Below are 20335 nucleotides of genomic sequence, written 5' to 3' on the forward strand. Positions count from 1 at the left end.
TGCCGCGCCCTGGAGGCAAGAATTAATGCTCGCGGGTCTGGTGGAATTGAACGTCCGGATAACGCTCTTGCGCTAAGCGCAGGTTAACCATGCTGGTGGCGATGTAAGCAAGGTTATCGCCGCCATCGAGCGCCAGTTGGCTTTCGTTCTTACGCTTGAACTCTTCGAATTTCTTCGCGTCCGCACATTCTACCCAGCGGGCGGTGGTGACGTTGACTGACTCATACACCGCTTCGACGTTGTATTCGCTCTTCAGGCGCGACACCACCACATCAAACTGCAGTATACCAACCGCACCGACGATCAAATCGTTGTTGGAGATGGGACGGAACACCTGCACCGCGCCCTCTTCGGAAAGCTGTACCAGCCCTTTGAGCAGCTGTTTTTGCTTCAGCGGATCTTTCAGGCGAATACGACGGAACAGTTCCGGTGCGAAGTTCGGAATACCGGTGAACTTCATCATCTCACCCTGGGTAAAGGTGTCGCCGATCTGAATAGTGCCATGGTTGTGCAGACCAAGGATGTCGCCCGGATACGCTTCCTCAACGTGCGAACGGTCGCCCGCCATAAAGGTCAGCGCGTCGGAGATCACCACATCTTTCGCGGTACGCACCTGGCGCAGCTTCATGCCTTTTTCATATTTACCGGATACCACACGCATAAACGCCACGCGGTCGCGGTGTTTCGGGTCCATGTTGGCCTGAATTTTAAATACGAAGCCGGTAAATTTGTCTTCGCTCGCTTCTACGGTACGGGTATCGGTCTGACGCGGCATCGGCGCAGGTGCCCACTCCACCAGGCCATCCAACATATGATCGACGCCGAAGTTACCCAGCGCAGTACCGAAGAATACCGGAGTGATTTCGCCCGCAAGGAATAATTCTTTGTCGAACTCGTTAGACGCGCCTTTAACCAGTTCCAGTTCGTCACGCAGCTGCTGTGCCAGATCTTCACCAACCGCAGCATCGAGATCCGGGTTATTCAGCCCTTTAACAATGCGGACTTCCTGAATGGTGTGGCCTTTACCGCTCTGATAGAGATAGGTTTCATCTTTATAAAGGTGGTAAACGCCTTTAAACAGCTTGCCGCAGCCAATCGGCCAGGTGATCGGTGCGCAGCCGATTTTCAGCTCGTTCTCAACTTCATCGAGCAGTTCCATCGGGTCGCGGATATCACGGTCAAGTTTGTTCATAAAGGTGAGGATCGGCGTGTCACGCAGACGGGTAACTTCCATCAGCTTGCGGGTACGATCTTCAACACCTTTTGCGGCGTCGATAACCATCAGGCAGCAGTCCACCGCCGTCAGGGTACGGTAGGTATCTTCCGAGAAGTCTTCGTGCCCCGGGGTGTCGAGCAAGTTAACCAGGCAGTCCTGATAAGGGAACTGCATCACAGATGTGGTAATGGAGATCCCACGCTGCTTTTCCATCTCCATCCAGTCCGACTTGGCGTGCTGGTTAGAGCCACGGCCTTTTACCGTACCGGCGGTCTGAATGGCCTGTCCGAACAGCAGCACCTTCTCGGTGATGGTGGTTTTACCGGCGTCCGGGTGAGAAATAATGGCAAAAGTGCGGCGCTTCGCCACCTCTTGCAAATAAGGAGACAACGTCATAATTCTTTCTTCTTGAGTAAGCGGCATCGCGCCGCGCTTGTTGAAAACGAAAAATTGCGGCTATTTTACCCATCAACGGGGGGGAGGCAATCAGTGTTTACACAGGAGCTGCTCCAGTTCGTGCAACGAAGAAACGGTCCAGGTGGGCACGATGCCTTCTGGTTGCTCGCGATTGTGCGCATTCAGCCAGCAGGTCGCAAGCCCGGCATTGATGCCACCGAGAATATCGGACTCAGCGGTGTCACCAACCATCAGCACACGTGAACGGTCAGGATTGCCCGCCTGTTCCAGCGCATAATCGAAAATTTTCTTATTCGGTTTGGCAACGCCAACTTCTTCGGAAATCACCAGCAAATCGAAATAATCACGCAGCCCCGTGCGTTCCAGACGCATCTGTTGCAAGGCGCTAAAGCCGTTGGTGATGATGCCGATTTTGGCGTTGCCACGAATGGCGTTAAGCAGGGAAACCGCCCCCGGCAGCGGCGTACAGATTTCCGCCATCGCATTAATGAAGGCCTCGTTGAGTTTACCCGGCTCGACGTTCAGCCGTTCGGCCCAGCTCTCAAAACGCCCGTGCTGGAGCTGTAATGAAGTGATCGCGCCGTTTTGATAATCCACCCACAGTGGCTTGTTAACGGCCTGATAGTCCTGAAAATCTTCAGCGGTAAAGGTGACGCTGTAATCAAGAAACATCCGCTGCAGGCCGGTGAACGAGTCAAAAGTAAACAGCGTTTCATCGGCATCAAAGAAAATCCAGTCCCACTTCATTATTCCACCTTGTCTTACATACTGATTGGCAACGCCATGATGATGGCGTCTTCTCGACCGTCCGTGGTGGGGTAGTAATTGCGGCGAATCGTCGCCTCGTTAAAGCCTAAACTTTCGTACAGGGCAATGGCGGCAGCATTTGAAGCACGGACTTCCAGCCATAGCGTCGCCACGCCGCGTTTTTCCAGTTCGTCGATCAGATGTTCAAGCAGCGCCCTTCCCAGTCCCTGACGCTGATAGTCGGGATCGACCGCAATATTGAACAATGTAGCTTCATCCAGCACCACTTGCGTAATCGCAAACGCCGCCATTTTGCCGTTTTGCGTTAACTGAAAGTTGAGATAACGCTCGCCCTGATTACTGGCAAAGGTTTTTTCACTCCACGGAAAGGCGTGGGCGCGTTGTTCAATGTGGTAAGCCGCTGGTAAATCAGTCGTTTCGAGGGAAGAAATCGTGTTCATATGTGCAAATTTGTTGCCATAACGCGGCGCGTGCCGTTGGGTTTGCCCGTAATTCGGTGAGCGCCGGTGATGCCACCTGAGCGCCTTCCAGTGATAGCGGTTCGTCAGTACCCAACCGCCAGCTGTTGCAGCGACTGCCTTGCGGCAGCATCGCGATTTTTTCTGGCGTCAGTTGCAGCACTTGATCGGGGCTGACGGTTAATGCGCGCAGAACATCGCTCACTAAAGGATCAGTCAGGGCGGGAAGATCGTTTGCCACCATCACCAGACGGACGTGTGCCGGGATCGCAATGGCAATCTCCCCCTGCAACGCGCCAGGGCGACGCAGCGACCACTGGGTAATGCCCAGTTGCTGTAACTGCCAGTCTCGTCGGGATGTCATAGCGAATCGCTCCTGTTGTCAGGGGCGCAAATATAGCAAATTCGTCGATACCGCGCCAACATATGGCTATAATCGCCGCCAGTATCAATTGAGGAGCATTCCATGTCTGCATTTACCCCGGCAAGTGAAGTCTTGCTGCGTCACAGTGATGATTTCGAACAAAGCCGTATTCTGTTTGCCGGAGACTTACAGGATGACCTGCCCGCGCGTTTAGATACCGCGGCCAGCCGTGCTCATACCCAGCAATTCCACCACTGGCAGGTGTTAAGCCGCCAGATGGGGGATAACGCCCGTTTCAGTCTGGTCGCCACGGCGGATGACGTCGCAGATTGCGATACGCTGATTTACTACTGGCCGAAGAACAAACCGGAAGCCCAGTTCCAGTTGATGAATTTACTTTCTCTGCTGCCGGTGGGGACGGATATTTTTGTTGTTGGCGAGAACCGCAGCGGCGTGCGCAGCGCCGAGCAGATGCTGGCAGATTATGCGCCGTTGAATAAAGTCGACAGCGCCCGTCGCTGTGGCCTCTATTTTGGTCGTCTGGAAAAACAGCCGGTATTTGATGCCGATAAATTCTGGGGCGAATACAGCGTCGATGGCCTGACGGTCAAAACGCTGCCTGGCGTGTTTAGCCGCGACGGTCTGGATGTCGGTAGCCAGTTGCTGCTCTCAACGTTAACTCCGCACACGAAAGGTAAAGCGCTGGATGTCGGCTGTGGCGCGGGTGTGCTTTCAGTTGCCTTTGCGCGCCATTCGCCGAAAATTCGTCTCACCTTGTGCGATGTCTCTGCCCCGGCGGTAGAAGCCAGCCGCGCAACACTTGCGGCCAACGGTGTTGAAGGTGAAGTCTTTGCCAGCAACGTCTTTTCCGAGGTGAAAGGTCGTTTTGATATGATCATCTCCAACCCGCCGTTCCACGATGGGATGCAAACCAGCCTGGATGCGGCGCAAACGCTGATTCGCGGCGCGGTGCGTCATCTTAATAGCGGCGGCGAGCTGCGAATTGTAGCGAACGCCTTCCTGCCTTACCCGGACGTGCTGGATGAGACATTTGGCTTCCATGAAGTTATCGCGCAAACCGGGCGCTTCAAGGTGTATCGCGCCATTATGACCCGCCAGGCGAAGAAAGGTTGAGTATCTGATATCTGTCGCCGCATACCGTGTCGGATGCGGCGTACACGTCTTATCTGACCGACAAACGAATTATCCACAACCCGCTCATGGCCATTTTTCCAGCAATTACACCTCCGGCGATAATTAACTATTGACGAAAAGCTGAAAACCACTAGAATGCGCCTCCGTGGTAGCAATTCTTTTTAAGAATTGATGGTATGCGAAGGTGGCGGAATTGGTAGACGCGCTAGCTTCAGGTGTTAGTGTCCTTACGGACGTGGGGGTTCAAGTCCCCCCCCTCGCACCAAAAACCACGTTGATATTGCTCGCACTGGGCGAAGGTGGCGGAATTGGTAGACGCGCTAGCTTCAGGTGTTAGTGTTCTTACGGACGTGGGGGTTCAAGTCCCCCCCCTCGCACCAAACGAGGCGATATCAAAAAAAGTAAGATGACTGTGCGAAGGTGGCGGAATTGGTAGACGCGCTAGCTTCAGGTGTTAGTGTCCTTACGGACGTGGGGGTTCAAGTCCCCCCCCTCGCACCAATTATCTTTACTTCCTCTCTTGTTTCTTCCCTGCTTTATCATCCCTGATTCCAGTTTATTATCATCAGCATGACGCCAGAAATAAGCGCCAGGCACGATGGTAGCAATACATAATGCCGTAACTGTTTGTGATACAGCATCACCGGCGTCAATACTAATCCCATCAGAATGACAATCCGCCACTGATCCGGCGATAAATCCGCATACATCAGCCCTGCAATCAGCAATCCCGGCAGCAACACTCCCCAGCCACTGCCCAGCGTACGTTGCAACATGGTTTCATCTCTTTCATTGATAATGATAACCAATATCATATGATAATTTTTATCATTTGCAAGCCAGAGAAATCCCTTGCTATCGGGTAAACCTATCGCTAGGATTAGCAATCATTATCATTTAGATTACCATCACGATTATGACCTATCGTTCCGCACCGCTTCCTGAAGATGTCATCTGGCGAACGCATCTCCAGCCGCAGGATGCTGGGCTTGCACAAGCCGTACGTGCGACGATCGCCAAACATCGTGAACATTTGCTGGAGTTTATCCGTCTGGATGAACCCACCCCGCTTAACGCCATGACGCTGGCGCAATGGTCATCACCGAATGCGCTAAGTTCTCTACTGGCGGTCTATTCCGATCATATCTACCGCAACCAACCGATGATGATCCGCGAGAACAAGCCGCTGATCTCGTTGTGGGCACAATGGTATATCGGCCTGATGGTGCCACCCTTAATGCTGGCGCTGCTGACGCAGGAAAAAGCGTTAGACCTTTCCCCGGAGCATTTCCACGTTGAGTTTCACGAAACCGGACGCGCCGCCTGTTTCTGGGTCGATGTGTGTGAAGACAAAAACGCAACAACACATTCTCCACAACAGCGAATGGAAACGTTAGTCAGCCAGGCGCTTGTCCCGGTAGTGCAGGCATTAGAAGCGACTGGAGAGATTAACGGCAAACTTATCTGGAGTAATACCGGTTATTTGATTAACTGGTATCTGACAGAAATGAAGCAGTTGCTCGGCGAGGCGACGGTTGAATCGCTCCGCCATGTCCTCTTTTTTGAGAAAACACTCACCAGCGGCGAAGACAATCCACTCTGGCGTACCGTGGTACTGCGCGACGGCCTGCTGGTGCGCCGTACCTGCTGCCAGCGTTATCGCCTACCGGATGTGCAGCAATGTGGCGATTGTACGCTGAAATGAAAGCACTGCCGGGGAAGTAAACCCGGCATCATGCGGATTAATAGGGATGCAACACATTACTTGTTTCGCAATGCCGCATACATAACAGAATATCTGCGGCCTCCAACAACCCCGCATCAGAACTGACGCCCAGTTTCGACATCACATTAAATTTATGCGCACGGATGGTTTTAATATTGCGTTTAAGCTGCTCGGCAATTTGTGTCATTGAGTAGCCACGCGACATAAAACGCAATATTTCTCTCTCCGTTGGGCTTAACGTCCGACTTTGGTTAATGTACCACTGATTGTTCAGCCGATCGGTTGCCTGACGCACACCATTTAATGACAAAAATAACTCCTGATGAAAAACTTCCAGCGTCGATGCTTTACTTAATACTCCGTCCAGTGGTGATGGAGATAATGAACCGATCAACCGTGCTTCAATATCATCATCTGCAATAACCAAACGTCGGGTACGCGGAAATTTAATCGCCAGCTCAGTCAGGCAAGATAATCCTTCTCTGCGCTCACTTCTCATGGCAGAAAAAGAAAAAATAACCGCCGCAAACGAGAACCGCGACATGGCATCCTGAAACGACTCCTGGCTGGTATAGGTGTGGAGCTTATAAGGGTTACCCGCAAACTTTCTGAATAAACTCTCAATACCGATACTGCTCATGACGCATTTTTCTATAAGTGCGACATTTCTCTTCTTAATTCGGTTGTGTTCCATTCTGCGGCATCTCCATAAACAGAAGGCAAGTTAAGTTCTCTTGCACCCTGCGCGCTATTTATCCATGCATACATCTCAGCATTGCTGTGAATTGCCAGCCGACGCATCGCACTGTTTTTTTGTGCGCTGATAGTTTTATTACTTTTCTTGAGCAATGAAGCTATCTGGTTGATGCCCCATCCTTTGCCTAACAGCCGCAGTACCTTGCGCTCTGAAAGGGTCAGAATGACGGTGCGATAGCTAAAATCCTGAGTTTCAGTCATTGCCGGAGAGGTCAGCATGGCGCTGATACGATCCGCATACGCATTGCCGGAACGAACGGTCTTAACCAGATTCTCAATGGGTTCGACATCGGACAGTAACGTCGCTGTTGGGCACATAAGCAGTTCTACTGCCGGGGAGTACCAGGCACGCGAAACCATGAAAACCCAATGTATTTCCCGGTATTGTGAGATCAATGAATAGTAATGTTCACAAACGGAACACGGGTCTTCCGTTTCGCCGGATAAATCGGCAACCACTAACCCAGCACGACGTAATTGTAATAAGGTCAACTCCTCCGCAGAGGCGCTACTCGTTATTTCATATTCAGGTAGATGGGTCCTCATGACCTCTTTTAATCCTGCCTGCATAACGGGTATTTTACTGATAACAATTCCATTTTTGCAGCATCCTGGCAACATATATCCTCCATATCCACTCTCTATAAATCATGATGGTTTAATCAGGATATTCATCCCTCAAATGACTCCAACAAATTAATAGATCTAGCGAATAAATTATCCTTAGCATTCACTTTCATATCAGTTTACCCCTGACATACCAAAAATCCTTTGTATGTTTCAGGAGGCTAGCATCAAATAATAACCTGGTAAAATACCTCTGACACATTTAAAATATCTAAATTATGTTGTTAGAAATACTTAATCAAAAACCGCAAATCCAATCAGTTTACGATATCATTCAAAATAATGACCAAAGGCTAAATACAAGGCCTTTAGTCCGAAAGAACAACAAAAAAAGCAATAAAAACTGAAAGATATTTCTTATCCAGATTCGATAAATTGATTTCTCCTGCTATTAGCCAAACAAGTAAAAACAAAACCATAAATTCATTTCAGTGATAATATTCATGAGGATATTTATTTGACCTCCGACGCAGATCGCTTCCTGTGGCCATAACCAGAATTAATCAGCGCAATTTTGATCTTAACCAACCCCAAAACAACCGCGCTTCATGATACAAATGGGGTCTCATTATTTGAACAATACGCAGCACGTCTATGACAAAGGGCGAGTTATGCAAACTGAGCAACAGCGAGCCGTAACACGGCTATGTATCCAGTGCGGATTATTTCTTTTGCAGCACGGGGCGGAAAGTGCGCTGGTGGATGAGCTTTCTTCACGACTTGGGCGTGCGCTGGGGATGGACTGCGTTGAAAGCTCCATCTCTTCCAACGCAATTGTGCTGACCACCATTAAAGATGGTCAATGTTTAACCTCGACACGTAAAAATCAGGATCGCGGCATTAATATGCATGTGGTTACTGAAGTACAGCACATTGTGATTCTGGCGGAACATAAATTGCTGGATTGCAAAGGTGTGGAGAAGCGTTTTAGTCAAATACATCCTCTGCGCTATCCGCGTTGGCTGGTAGCCCTGATGGTTGGACTTTCTTGCGCCTGTTTCTGCAAACTGAATAACGGTGGCTGGGACGGCGCGCTGATTACGTTCTTTGCCAGCATGATCGCCATGTACATCCGCCAACTGCTGGCACAACGCCATCTTCACCCGCAGATAAACTTTTGCCTCACCGCATTTGCCGCCACCACGATTTCCGGCCTCCTTTTACAACTTCCGACATTCAGTCATACGCCTACCATAGCGATGGCGGCCAGCGTTCTGTTGCTGGTGCCGGGCTTTCCGTTGATTAATGCCGTCGCCGATATGTTTAAAGGCCACATCAATACCGGGCTGGCACGCTGGGCAATTGCCAGCCTGTTGACGTTGGCTACCTGCGTTGGCGTGGTGATGGCACTGACGATTTGGGGACTACGCGGATGGGTATGATCGAATTTCTCATAGCGTTGGTGCAGGATATGATCCTCGCGGCAATTCCTGCGGTCGGATTTGCGATGGTATTCAATGTACCGGTTCGGGCGTTACGCTGGTGTGCGCTGCTTGGCGCGATTGGTCATGGTTCACGAATGATCTTAATGACTACCGGGCTGAATATTGAGTGGTCAACCTTTATGGCATCTATGCTGGTCGGCACCATTGGTATTCAATGGTCGCGCTGGTATCTGGCGCATCCAAAAGTCTTTACCGTGGCGGCTGTTATCCCCATGTTCCCTGGCATTTCTGCTTATACAGCAATGATTTCAGCTGTAAAAATCAGTCAGTTAGGTTATAGCGAGCCGTTGATGATTACCCTGTTAACCAACTTTCTTACGGCATCATCAATTGTTGGTGCATTATCCATCGGTCTTTCCATTCCTGGATTATGGTTGTACCGCAAGCGCCCTCGCGTATAAAATTGCCTCGCTTAAAGCACACGGATGAGAGACAGCCTCCTTTCATCCGTGTGTTACTATAAAAGTAATCTCCCTTCTCGTTCATCGTTCCATATTGAGAAACAGTATGTCTTCCAGAGTTTTGACCCCGGACGTCGTTGGTATTGACGCCCTGGTACACGATCACCAGACCATTCTGGCAAAAGCTGAAGGCGGAATGGTTGCCGTATTTGCTAACAACGCTCCGGCGTTTTATGCCGTCACGCCCGCGCGTCTTGCTGAACTGCTGGCGCTGGAAGAAAAGCTGGCACGTCCGGGAAGCGATGTCGCTCTGGACGATCAACTCTATCAGGAACCGCAAACTGCCCCCGTTGCCGTACCGATGGGAAAATTTGCCATGTACCCAGACTGGCGACCCGATGCCGACTTCACTCGCCAGGCCGCGTTGTGGGGCGTGGCACTAAGAGAGCCCGCTACCGCCGAAGAACTGGCCTCATTCATTGCCTACTGGCAGGCGGAAGGCAAAGTCTTTCACCATGTACAGTGGCAGCAAAAACTGGCGCGCAGTCTGCAAATTGGTCGCGCCAGCAACGGCGGCCTGGCCAAACGAGATGTGAACACGGTCAGCGAACCTGACAGCCAAATTCCACCAGGATTCAGAGGGTAACGATGAAAAACGTTGGCGACCTGATGCAACGCCTGCAAAAAATGATGCCTGCCCATATCAAACCCGCCTTCAAAACGGGTGAAGAACTTCTGGCGTGGCAGAAAGAACAAGGGGCGCTCCGCTCCGCCGCACTGGAGCGCGAGAATCGGGCGATGAAAATGCAGCGCACCTTTAACCGCTCCGGCATTCGTCCGCTGCATCAGAACTGTTCCTTTGAGAACTATCGTGTTGAATGCGAAGGGCAGATGAATGCGTTGAGCAAAGCGCGTCAGTATGTCGAAGAGTTCGACGGCAACATCGCCAGCTTTATCTTTTCTGGCAAGCCGGGCACCGGTAAAAACCATCTGGCGGCGGCAATCTGCAACGAGCTACTGCTGCGCGGCAAATCGGTATTGATTATTACTGTTGCCGATATTATGTCGGCGATGAAAGATACCTTCAAAAATAGCGGTGCCAGTGAAGAACAACTGCTCAACGATCTGAGCAACGTTGATCTACTGGTGATCGACGAGATCGGCGTGCAGACCGAATCTAAATACGAAAAAGTGATCATCAATCAGATCGTCGATCGTCGCTCTTCTTCCAAGCGCCCAACCGGAATGCTGACAAACAGCAATGTGGAGGAAATGACGAAGTTGCTGGGCGAGCGTGTTATGGATCGTATGCGCCTGGGTAACAGTCTGTGGGTGATCTTCAACTGGGACAGTTATCGTAGTCGGGTAACGGGTAAAGAGTATTAATCCCCATTCCCGGCGTTATACTGCGACAAAATTCCACCTTGAGTAATGATGATGAAAACTGTTAAACACCTTCTGTGCTGTGCAATTACCGCCAGCGCATTAATTTCCGCCGGGGTGAATGCCGCTTCCTGGAAAGATGCGCTCTCCAGCGCCGCCAGCGAGTTAGGCAATCAAAACACCACACAGGAAGGCGGCTGGTCGCTCGCTTCATTAACTAACCTGCTTAGTAGCGGCAATCAGGCATTAAGCGCAGATAACATGAACAATGCCGCAGGCATTCTGCAATACTGCGCGAAGCAAAAGCTGGCTTCGGTGACCGATGCGGAAAACATCAAAAACCAGGTACTGGAGAAGCTGGGTCTGAACAGCGAAGAGCAGAAAGAAGACACCAACTATCTGGACGGCATTCAGGGTTTGCTGAAAACCAAAGATGGCCAGCAGCTTAATCTGGATAACATCGGTACGACTCCGCTGGCGGAGAAAGTGAAAACCAAAGCCTGCGATCTGGTATTAAAGCAAGGTCTGAACTTTATCTCTTGATCCGTATAACGCCGCGTTTTAGCTGTTAATCGGCTGGCGCGGCAATCCCCTTCTCTTTTTCCCACTTCTGACGCTTTCATCCCCTGCTATCCGGGAAACAACCTCGATCAAAAAAGTCTGTTTATAAACTAATTCCTAACAACATCGCATTTTTTTGACACTAGAATTGCAGCAATATGGCAGCGCCATTACATTGTGTTTCTCAAAAAATCTTAAGCATCGGCTACACAGCCTGGTTTAGTGAGGATCGCCCGTTGTCAGAACTACTCTCATTTGCCTTGTTTCTCGCCTCTGTGCTGATCTACGCATGGAAAGCGGGACGTAACACCTGGTGGTTTGCCGCCACGTTAACGGTGTTAGGGTTATTTGTCGTTTTAAATATTACCCTGTTTGCCAGCGACTATTTTACTGGCGATGGTATTAACGACGCGGTTCTCTATACCTTAACCAACAGCCTGACCGGTGCAGGCGTCAGCAAATATATCCTGCCTGGTATTGGCATTGCACTGGCACTGGCAGTCGTTTTCGGTGCACTGGGCTGGATCCTGCGCCGCCGACGTCATCATCCGCACCATTTTGGTTACAGCCTTTTGGCGCTCTTACTGGCACTGGGTTCTGTCGATGCCAGCCCGGCGTTTCGTCAGATAACAGAACTGGTGAAATCCCAGTCGCGCGACGGCGATCCGGACTTTGCGGCTTATTATAAAGAACCGTCGAAAACCATTCCTGACCCGAAACTCAACCTGGTTTATATCTACGGAGAAAGCCTCGAACGCACCTATTTTGACAACGATGCTTTCCCGGATCTCACGCCTGAACTGGGCGCGCTGAAAAATGAAAGTCTGGATTTCAGCCACACGCAGCAGTTGCCGGGAACGGACTACACGATTGCGGGCATGGTGGCTTCCCAGTGTGGTATTCCGCTTTTTGCTCCATTTGAAGGCAACGCTTCTGCATCCGTTTCCAGCTTCTTCCCGCAGAACATCTGTCTGGGCGATATCCTGAAAAACTCGGGTTATCAGAACTATTTCGTACAGGGAGCCAATCTGCGTTTTGCCGGTAAAGATGTGTTCCTGAAATCACACGGCTTCGACCATTTGTACGGCTCGGAAGAACTAAAAAGCGTGGTCGCAGACCCGCATTATCGCAACGACTGGGGATTCTACGACGATACCGTGCTGGATGAAGCATGGAAAAAATTTGAAGAGCTTTCCCGCTCTGGTCAGCGGTTCTCACTGTTTACCCTGACGGTCGATACCCATCACCCGGATGGTTTTATCTCTCGTACCTGTAATCGCAAAAAATATGATTTTGACGGAAAACCGAACCAGTCATTCAGCGCGGTAAGTTGCAGCCAGGAGAACATCGCGACGTTTATCAACAAAATCAAAGCGTCACCGTGGTTTAAAGATACCGTCATCGTCGTCTCTTCTGACCATTTAGCGATGAATAACACGGCGTGGAAATACCTCAATAAGCAGGATCGCAATAACCTGTTTTTTGTCATCCGTGGCGACAAACCGCAGCAAGAGACGCTGGCAGTGAAGCGCAACACGATGGATAACGGCGCTACGGTACTGGATATCCTTGGTGGTGATAATTTTATCGGCCTCGGACGCAGTAGCCTTTCTGGTCAGTCAATGTCAGAAGTGTTCCTGAACATGAAAGAGAAAGTACTGGCGTGGAAGCCGGATATCATTCGTCTGTGGAAATTCCCCACCGAGATAAAAGAATTTACCATCAATCAGAATAAAAACATGATCGCCTTCTCGGGTAGTCATTTCCGTTTGCCGCTGCTGCTGCGGGTTTCAGACAAACGAGTGGAACCGCTGCCAGAAAGTGAATACTCCGCACCACTGCGTTTCCAACTGGCCGATTTCGCCCCACGTGATAATTTCATCTGGGTTGACCGCTGCTACAAAATGGGGCAGTTGTGGGCGCCGGAACTGGCGCTTTCTACCGACTGGTGTGTTTCACAGGGGCAACTTGGCGGGCAACAAACTGTGCAGCATGTCGATAAGCCAGAATGGAAAGGTAAAACGGCATTTAAGGACACGGTCATCGACATGGCACGCTACAAAGGCAATGTCGATACACTGAAGATTGTCGATAACGATATTCGCTACAAAGCAGACAGTTTCATCTTTAACGTCGCGGGTGCGCCGGAAGAGGTGAAACAGTTTAGCGGGATTTCCCGTCCGGAGTCGTGGGGTCGCTGGTCTAATGCACAGCTTGGCGATGAAGTGAAAATCGAGTACAAGCATCCGCTGCCGAAGAAATTTGATCTGGTGATTACCGCCAAAGCCTACGGTAATAACGCCAGCCGCCCCATTCCGGTACGCGTTGGCAATGAAGAACAAACCATTGTGCTGGGCAACGAAGTGACCACCACTACGCTGCATTTCGATAACCCAACCGATGCCGACACCCTGGTGATTGTGCCGCCGGAACCCGTCGCAACCAACGAAGGGAATATTCTCGGTCACTCGCCGCGTAAACTCGGTATCGGGATGGTGGAAATTAAAGTGGTGGCGCGTGAAGGGTAAACACTGACGGATTTACAGGTCGGATAAGACGCGTAAACGTCTTATCCGACCAACAAAACATTATTGATAAATAAAAATAGTGTCCAACACTGCATAGCCACTTTACCAGTCACTCATTATCAGAAAGTAACCACACCCTTAATCAACTCACGATTGTTAATCACATCGCGCTCATAGGTTTCTGCCAGCGTGGCGAACGGATAGCTATGGGTTAACATCATGCCGGCAGTGATCTTCCCTTCCGCCATCAGTCGCCAGACTTTCGCAAAATCTTCCGGCGTAGCGTTACGGCTACCCATTATTGTGGTCTCTTTTTTGTGGAATTCTGGATCAGAGATTTGCAAATCGCCTTTAAACAGGCCGACAAAGACGACCGTGCCACCGTGGCGAATCAGATTAACAGTGTTATTCATCGCATGTTGATTACCTGTCGCGTCGATCACTTTCTGCGCCAGAGAGCCACCAAATTGCGCGCGCAGTTGGTCATCAAAATCTTCTGCGAACGGATCAAGCACGGGCAGCTCCAGATGCCTTATCACATGCTCACGCCGCGCCGGACTGGTATCGACCACCACCACCTGTGCGCCATCAACTTTAGCGATTGCCGCCGCGCCAAGACCGATTGGCCCCGCCCCGACCACCAGCACCTGCTCGCCAGGCGCAACTGCCGCGCGGCGCACCGCATGAGCACTAATGGCGAAGGGTTCAATCAACGCTGCCGCCTGTGGGTCGATGCCGTCTGCGGGCAAAATGTTCGCTTCTGGCACGCTTAAATACTCACTAAAACCGCCATCCTGATGCACTCCTATGACCGAAATGCTTTCACAGCAGTTGGTGCGACCACTTTTACACGCCGGGCATTGCTGACAGGCGATATAAGGGATCACTGCAACTTGCTGGCCATTTTTGAGATCAGCAATATCTTTACCTAATTCAACAATCTCTCCACATATTTCATGGCCTAACACGCGTGGATAACTAAAAAATGGTTGATTTCCACCCCAGGCATGAATATCAGTACCACAAATTCCGACAGACTTAATCTTTATCAATACTTCATCGCCACCGGGAATTGGCATTTCATATTGTTTCCAGACTAATTCTTTCGGTTTCTGGCAAATTAATGTATTTATCTTAGGCATAATTCTGCTCTCCATTTTTTGTTGTCTTAGATATCAATGAAAATGAAAAATGCCAGTGAAATAGAAAATCTATTTTGTGAAAATACACGCATAAAAATGTTTTAAATCGGGTTTTAATAGCGCGACAAGGAGAAAAATATGAGTCGCTCACAAAATTTACGCCATAATGTGGTTAACCAGTTTATTGATGAGATGGTATGTGGTCATATCCCTTCCCCACTCCCATCGCAAAGCTCACTAGCGGAAATGTACAACGTCAGTCGCACCACGGTGCGTCATGTTCTCAGCCACTTACGCGAATGCGGTGTCCTGACGCAGGTCGGGAATGACCACGTCATCACGCGTAAACCTGATCACAACGATGGTTTTGCCTGTCCCGCAGCTTCGATAAGCGAGCAAGACAAAGTATTTGAGCAGTTTTTTTTCACGATGATAAATCAGCGTCAGTTATTGCCTGGTGAAACTTTTTCTGAGCTGCAACTGGCGCGAGCGGCAGGTGTCAGCTCGATTACGGCAAGAAAATATCTTTTAAAATTATGGTGCTATAACCTCACCCAAAGCGAAAAACGCGGTCAGTGGAGGATAAAGCATTTCGATCAATCCTACGCCGAGCAGCTTTTTGAACTGCGCGAAATGTTGGAAACGCGCTCAATCCAGCGTTTTCTCACCCTGCCTGATAATGATCCGCGCTGGTTTCAGGTGAAAACCATGCTCGAACGCCACCGAATGCTGCGTAACAACATCGGCAGTAATTTTCACACGTTCTCGCAACTGGACAGAGAGTTCCATTCCTTATTGCTTTCAGCCACTGACAATATCTTTTTCAATCAATCCATTGATATTATCTCCGTCATCTTTCATTTCCACTATCAATGGGACGAAAACGATCGCCGGCAGCGCAATATCATAGCCATAGATGAGCATATGACTATTCTCAGTGCTTTGGTTTGCCGCAGCTATGTGGATGCTACGCTTGCACTACGTAACCATTTGAATTCAGCTAAACAAGCGATGATTCGTTCCATCAAGAAGAACAAGCGGTACGTTTATTAAATACAGATTAAAAACAGCAAACTATTAGTTTGTGCACGGTTTTATCAAAATATAAACACCCGAAATTTCCGACTTACCTATGCTCGCAACCAGTCGACTATAAATGTTTTCTTGTGAGCGGTAGTGAAATCCTAAAGATTTCATCTGCCATTAATATTAACCCTGCGCAATACATAATTACGCAAATAATTAATATATTATAGATACAGGAGTTCGGCGTGGAAAAAGAAAATATTACCCTCGATCCGCAATCTTCCTTTCGCTCAACGTCGTCGGTAGATATCCCCGTGCCACCAAATGGATTAATTCAACGCAGTCCACGAATTAAACACATTCAAACCACCGCCATGTTGTTATTATTTATTGCTGCGGTAATAAATTTTCTCGATCGCAGTTCGCTGTCGGTAGCGAATGTAACTATTCGTGGAGAGCTGGGGTTAAACGCCACCGAGATGGGCGCTTTACTCTCCGTGTTCTCGCTCTCTTACGGGATTGCGCAATTGCCCGCAGGCATACTGCTGGACCGCAAAGGCCCACGCCTGATGCTGGGGCTAGGGATGATCGTCTGGTCGCTGTTTCAGGCAATGTCTGGCATGGTGCACAGCCTGGCGCAGTTCGTGCTGATGCGCATAGGTATGGGGATCGGCGAGGCTCCCATGAACCCGTGCGGTGTTAAAGTGATTAACGACTGGTACAACATCAAAGAACGTGGACGCCCGATGGGCTTTTTCAACGCGGCCTCCGTCATTGGTATTGCCATAAGCCCGCCGATTCTGGCAGCGATAATGCTGGCCATCGGCTGGCGTGGGATGTTTATAACCATCGGCTTACTGGGCATTTTTCTCGCCATCGCCTGGTTTATGTTCTATCGCAACCGCGAGCAGGTGGTGCTGACCGCCGCTGAACAAACCTATCTCAACGCCGGTAGCGTCAATACCCGCCGCGACCCACTCACTTTTGCCGAATGGCGCAGCCTGTTTCGTAACCGCACAATGTGGGGAATGATGCTCGGTTTCAGTGGTATGAACTATGCGGGGTGGTTGTACATTGCCTGGCTGCCAGGTTATCTGCAAACAGTCTATCACCTGGATTTAAAAAGCACAGGCTTGATGGCGGCAATACCTTTCCTGTTCGGTGGGATCGGGATGCTACTCAACGGATATGTGACTGACTGGCTGGTCAAAGGAGGGATGAAGCCGATTAAGAACCGTAAGCTCTGTATTGTTACCGGGATGTTCATTTCAGCCGCCTTTACTCTGGTAGTACCGCAAGCGACAACCCCCATGAGTGCGGTTCTGCTGATTGGCATGGCGCTGTTCTGCCTTCACTTTGCTGGAACCTCCTGCTGGGGGCTGGTTCACGTAGCGGTCGCTTCTCGCATGGCTGCGTCAGTGGGCAGTATCCAGAACTTTGCCAGCTTCATGTGTGCCTCATTAGCACCGATTATTACCGGTTTTATTGTCGATACCACTCACTCATTCCGTCTGGCGCTACTCATCTGCGGTTGCGTCACCGCAGCAGGCGCGCTGGCGTACATCTTCATGGTACATCAACCCATTAGCGATCCGCATAAAGAGTAATCTCCCCTTGCCCGATAAGTCATCGCTTATCGGGCATTTTTTGTGGCAATTAAAACGTTTCCCAGTTATCCCCGCTATCAGCCACTACCGCTTTACGCGACACCATCGGTGCCACCGTTTTTACCGCCAACGCTTCGCGCTGACGCTGTTGCTCTTGCTGAATACGAAATACAGCCACAGCTTCAGTCAGGCGGCTGGCCTGCTCTTCCAGCGCGGCGGCAGCAGCGGCAGACTCTTCCACCAGCGCAGCGTTCTGTTGTGTTACCCGGTCCATCTCGACAACCGCTAAGCCAACCTGATCGATACCGCGACTCTGCTCATCAGAAGCGGAGGCAATTTCGCCCATGATATCGGTCACGCGGGTCACGGCGCTGACAATCTCCGCCATAGTTTCCCCGGCGCTTTCGACGAGTGTCGATCCGACATCCACTTTGCCAACCGAATCTTCAATCAGACTTTTAATTTCACGCGCCGCCTGGGCACTACGCTGAGCCAGATTACGCACTTCTCCCGCGACCACCGCAAAACCACGCCCTTGTTCACCCGCACGCGCTGCTTCGACCGCCGCATTCAAGGCCAGAATATTAGTCTGGAAAGCAATGCCGTCGATGACGCTGATAATATCGGCGATTTTCTGCGAACTGGTAGAGATATCGCGCATAGTTTGTACCACGCTATCGACCACATTACCGCCACGTTGTGCCGTTTCGGAAGCACTTAACGCCAGATGGCTTGCCTGTCGCGCGTTCTCGGCATTCTGTTTCACTGTCGCAGTCAATTGCTCCATGCTGGCTGCCGTCTCTTCTAACGAAGCGGCTTGTTGCTCAGTGCGTGAAGAGAGATCGTTATTACCGGTAGCGATTTCGCTGGCTCCGCTATAGATAGCATTAGCACCATTACGCACATCACCCACGGTACGTACCAGTTCACTTTGCATATGGCGCAAACTCTCTGCCAGTTGCCCCACTTCATTAGAGCCATCTACCTCGATCGGTTTCACCAGATCGCCGCCAGCAATATGACGAATGTTGTCGATCAGGCGATTCATCGGCGCCACCAGCGACGTTTTAATACCAAACCAGACGGCGAAGATAACCGCCAGTACGACAATCAGCACACCCGCCAGCACCCACATTGCCTGGTTAAAGGCAGCATTATTATCGGTGACGGCGATGTCATAGAGACGATCGTTTTGCTGCATATACGCCATATACTGCTTCTCGAAACCGTCCTGATATCCCTGAGTAGGTTGGTCAAAAAACTCGTTGATTTTGCCCGCCCCTAACAACTGGATCAGCTCCGCCAGTGCATTGTGATAGATATCGTAATTACGTTTGATCTCCGTGGCAGCCGCTGTGCTCTGATGCAAGTCTCGCGGTAATGCTTCGTAATCTGCCCAGTTTTTTTCCGCTTGTTTCAGCGAAATAGTGGCACTCTGCATCAGCTCGGCGACGGTCGAACCGCTGCCAATATTGTTCTGATCCATCATGTAGCGGATACCCGCACGGTTGAGGGTGTTACGCGTCTGCAACAACGCAACCCAACTGCCATTTAGCGTAGATTGCTGCTGGCGAATGGTTTGTAAGACGGAGAGATTTTCTTTGTCCTTTTTTAAAGCGTTAAAGAACAGACTGCCTGATGTCAGTTGCAAAAGGCCGAAAACGGCCAAAACCAGCAGTAAGCTGGTCACGATCCTGATACGTTTTAACATGGTTTCTCTTTTCCTGTTGACCGATAGCAGGATTTTCGGCCTGGAATGAGAAAACTTTATAGGTAGCGACCTGAAACTGGTTAAATTTACCTCACTTTTTTATTTTTGTTCAAAAATACAATAACCACTCATTGATACATTTTTCTTTCTTATTTTTCACATTAGCTGTATCTATTTTGAACGTGAGGATATTTGCCAATAGATTAATATTATTGGCCAAAATAATATTATCAGTGAGGAAATGGGGTTTTAATATATATAGCATGAATATAATTTTTATATGAGTAACACAACCGAGGGCTAAAAATCGCTTCGGTTGTGATCAATATCACATAAATAGTCTTCATAAACCTCGCCCAATACCGCTCAACTGCAAAACTGACCGCTTACATCCCTAATATAACCACTCAGTTATTTACCTTACTTTACGCGCGCGTAACTCTGGCAACATCACTGCAGGATAGCGGTCAATTTACCTCCTCAAACGCAACGCAAACCTAGAACGGCTTCGGCCTATGATTAACAAATTACTCAATGGATTTTGGTTTGCAGGAAGGCAGCAAGTGAGTGAATCCCCGGGAGCTTACAACAGTAAGTGACAGGGGTGAACGAATGCAGCTGTCGCATCTGTAAGCCAAAAGACGACGAGTAAAATGCCAGGTTTTACTATGGATACGAAAAAACTATTCAAGCACATACCCTGGGTGATTCTTGGAATCATCGGTGCATTCTGCCTCGCGGTAGTTGCATTACGTCGGGGGGAGCACGTCAGTGCCCTGTGGATCGTGGTCGCCTCTGTGTCGGTGTATCTGGTGGCGTATCGCTACTACAGTCTGTACATCGCCCAGAAGGTGATGAAACTCGACCCCACGCGCGCGACGCCTGCGGTTATTAACAACGACGGTCTGAACTATGTTCCGACCAACCGTTACGTGTTGTTTGGTCACCACTTCGCCGCTATCGCCGGTGCCGGTCCGCTGGTTGGTCCGGTGCTCGCCGCGCAGATGGGCTACCTGCCTGGCACGCTGTGGCTGCTGGCGGGGG

Annotated in this window: 20 protein-coding genes and 3 tRNA genes; 14 read left to right on the plus strand and 9 right to left on the minus strand. The window is 50.1% G+C overall.

Annotated features, from left to right (window positions below):
- Nucleotides 1-22 precede the first annotated feature (22 nt).
- The 4 genes from prfC to holD all read right to left on the minus strand — a co-directional run bounded on the left by prfC (nucleotide 23) and on the right by holD (nucleotide 3223).
- Nucleotides 23-1612 carry a peptide chain release factor 3 gene (gene prfC / locus A7589_RS01570; RefSeq protein ID WP_000175961.1) on the minus strand — a complete coding sequence of 530 codons (1590 nt, stop codon included), beginning with the start codon at nucleotides 1610-1612 and terminating at the stop codon, nucleotides 23-25.
- 90 nt (nucleotides 1613-1702) lie between these two features.
- Nucleotides 1703-2380, minus strand: coding sequence for a pyrimidine 5'-nucleotidase (gene yjjG, locus A7589_RS01575; protein ID WP_000870708.1), 678 nt, complete (start codon nucleotides 2378-2380; stop codon nucleotides 1703-1705).
- A gap of 14 nt (nucleotides 2381-2394) precedes the next feature.
- Complete coding sequence (rimI, locus tag A7589_RS01580) at nucleotides 2395-2841, minus strand: ribosomal protein S18-alanine N-acetyltransferase (RefSeq protein ID WP_001092461.1); 447 nt, start codon at nucleotides 2839-2841, stop codon at nucleotides 2395-2397.
- Entirely contained in the window at nucleotides 2810-3223 is a 414-nt protein-coding gene (gene holD / locus A7589_RS01585) for a DNA polymerase III subunit psi (RefSeq protein ID WP_000204018.1), read from the minus strand. The genes rimI and holD overlap by 32 nt, the downstream gene beginning before the upstream one ends.
- A 102-nt stretch (nucleotides 3224-3325) precedes the next feature.
- On the opposite strand from holD, the gene rsmC reads away from it, so the two are divergent.
- The 4 genes from rsmC to A7589_RS01605 all read left to right on the plus strand — a co-directional run bounded on the left by rsmC (nucleotide 3326) and on the right by A7589_RS01605 (nucleotide 4879).
- Complete coding sequence (rsmC, locus tag A7589_RS01590; protein WP_001272313.1) at nucleotides 3326-4357, plus strand: 16S rRNA (guanine(1207)-N(2))-methyltransferase RsmC; 1032 nt, start codon at nucleotides 3326-3328, stop codon at nucleotides 4355-4357.
- A 199-nt stretch (nucleotides 4358-4556) separates the two neighbouring features.
- Nucleotides 4557-4643 (plus strand) — tRNA-Leu (locus tag A7589_RS01595).
- Between the two features lie 28 nt (nucleotides 4644-4671).
- Nucleotides 4672-4758, plus strand: a tRNA-Leu gene (locus A7589_RS01600).
- A 34-nt stretch (nucleotides 4759-4792) separates the two neighbouring features.
- Nucleotides 4793-4879, plus strand: a tRNA-Leu gene (locus A7589_RS01605).
- 38 nt (nucleotides 4880-4917) lie between these two features.
- Here the strand turns inward: A7589_RS01605 and A7589_RS01610 are convergent.
- Entirely contained in the window at nucleotides 4918-5154 is a 237-nt protein-coding gene (locus tag A7589_RS01610; RefSeq protein ID WP_016231568.1) for a DUF1435 domain-containing protein, read from the minus strand.
- Nucleotides 5155-5294: 140 nt separating this feature from the next.
- On the opposite strand from A7589_RS01610, the gene fhuF reads away from it, so the two are divergent.
- Nucleotides 5295-6083 carry a siderophore-iron reductase FhuF gene (fhuF, locus tag A7589_RS01615; protein ID WP_000222383.1) on the plus strand — a complete coding sequence of 263 codons (789 nt, stop codon included), beginning with the start codon at nucleotides 5295-5297 and terminating at the stop codon, nucleotides 6081-6083.
- Nucleotides 6084-6120: 37 nt separating this feature from the next.
- On the opposite strand, the gene bglJ is transcribed toward fhuF, so the two are convergent.
- Nucleotides 6121-6798 (minus strand): DNA-binding transcriptional activator BglJ, encoded by a 678-nt coding sequence (bglJ, locus tag A7589_RS01620; protein WP_024257318.1) that lies wholly within the window; start codon nucleotides 6796-6798, stop codon nucleotides 6121-6123.
- Entirely contained in the window at nucleotides 6756-7481 is a 726-nt protein-coding gene (locus A7589_RS01625) for a helix-turn-helix domain-containing protein (RefSeq protein ID WP_108188694.1), read from the minus strand. The genes bglJ and A7589_RS01625 overlap by 43 nt, the downstream gene beginning before the upstream one ends.
- 617 nt (nucleotides 7482-8098) lie before the next feature.
- Between A7589_RS01625 and A7589_RS01630 the strand changes: the two genes are divergently transcribed.
- From A7589_RS01630 to opgB, 6 genes are all read left to right on the plus strand, one after another.
- A complete protein-coding gene (locus tag A7589_RS01630) occupies nucleotides 8099-8869 on the plus strand; it encodes a threonine/serine exporter family protein (protein WP_010351504.1) in 771 nt (256 codons plus the stop codon).
- On the plus strand, nucleotides 8860-9333 hold the full coding sequence (locus A7589_RS01635; RefSeq protein ID WP_000525340.1) for a threonine/serine exporter: 474 nt from the start codon (nucleotides 8860-8862) through the stop codon (nucleotides 9331-9333). The genes A7589_RS01630 and A7589_RS01635 overlap by 10 nt, the downstream gene beginning before the upstream one ends.
- Before the next feature lie 106 nt (nucleotides 9334-9439).
- A complete protein-coding gene (dnaT, locus tag A7589_RS01640) occupies nucleotides 9440-9979 on the plus strand; it encodes a primosomal protein DnaT (protein WP_010354019.1) in 540 nt (179 codons plus the stop codon).
- Nucleotides 9980-9981: 2 nt separating this feature from the next.
- Entirely contained in the window at nucleotides 9982-10719 is a 738-nt protein-coding gene (gene dnaC, locus A7589_RS01645) for a replicative helicase loader DnaC (RefSeq protein WP_000799917.1), read from the plus strand.
- A gap of 48 nt (nucleotides 10720-10767) precedes the next feature.
- The gene (gene yjjA, locus A7589_RS01650; protein WP_016231567.1) at nucleotides 10768-11259 is read left to right on the plus strand and encodes a DUF2501 domain-containing protein YjjA; all 492 of its coding nucleotides are present in this window, start codon (nucleotides 10768-10770) and stop codon (nucleotides 11257-11259) included.
- Nucleotides 11260-11513: 254 nt separating this feature from the next.
- Nucleotides 11514-13805 carry a phosphatidylglycerol--membrane-oligosaccharide glycerophosphotransferase gene (opgB, locus tag A7589_RS01655; protein WP_024191056.1) on the plus strand — a complete coding sequence of 764 codons (2292 nt, stop codon included), beginning with the start codon at nucleotides 11514-11516 and terminating at the stop codon, nucleotides 13803-13805.
- A 119-nt stretch (nucleotides 13806-13924) separates the two neighbouring features.
- Here the strand turns inward: opgB and A7589_RS01660 are convergent, their stop codons facing one another.
- Entirely contained in the window at nucleotides 13925-14947 is a 1023-nt protein-coding gene (locus tag A7589_RS01660) for a zinc-binding alcohol dehydrogenase family protein (RefSeq protein WP_105282882.1), read from the minus strand.
- Between the two features lie 138 nt (nucleotides 14948-15085).
- Here A7589_RS01660 and A7589_RS01665 point away from each other — a divergent pair, with 138 nt between their 5' ends.
- Together A7589_RS01665 and A7589_RS01670 are read left to right on the plus strand one after the other, a co-directional pair.
- The gene (locus tag A7589_RS01665; RefSeq protein WP_000091592.1) at nucleotides 15086-16000 is read left to right on the plus strand and encodes a GntR family transcriptional regulator; all 915 of its coding nucleotides are present in this window, start codon (nucleotides 15086-15088) and stop codon (nucleotides 15998-16000) included.
- Between the two features lie 218 nt (nucleotides 16001-16218).
- The gene (locus A7589_RS01670; RefSeq protein ID WP_016159447.1) at nucleotides 16219-17580 is read left to right on the plus strand and encodes an MFS transporter; all 1362 of its coding nucleotides are present in this window, start codon (nucleotides 16219-16221) and stop codon (nucleotides 17578-17580) included.
- A 49-nt stretch (nucleotides 17581-17629) separates the two neighbouring features.
- Here the strand turns inward: A7589_RS01670 and tsr are convergent, their stop codons facing one another.
- Nucleotides 17630-19291 (minus strand): methyl-accepting chemotaxis protein, encoded by a 1662-nt coding sequence (gene tsr / locus A7589_RS01675; protein ID WP_000919637.1) that lies wholly within the window; start codon nucleotides 19289-19291, stop codon nucleotides 17630-17632.
- Nucleotides 19292-19959: 668 nt separating this feature from the next.
- Here tsr and A7589_RS01685 point away from each other — a divergent pair.
- On the plus strand, nucleotides 19960-20335 hold a 376-nt coding region (locus A7589_RS01685), incomplete at its 3' end, for a carbon starvation CstA family protein (protein ID WP_005120157.1).

This window comes from Escherichia sp. MOD1-EC6475, from assembly GCF_003046645.1.
In the GTDB taxonomy this organism is placed as follows: domain Bacteria; phylum Pseudomonadota; class Gammaproteobacteria; order Enterobacterales; family Enterobacteriaceae; genus Escherichia; species Escherichia ruysiae.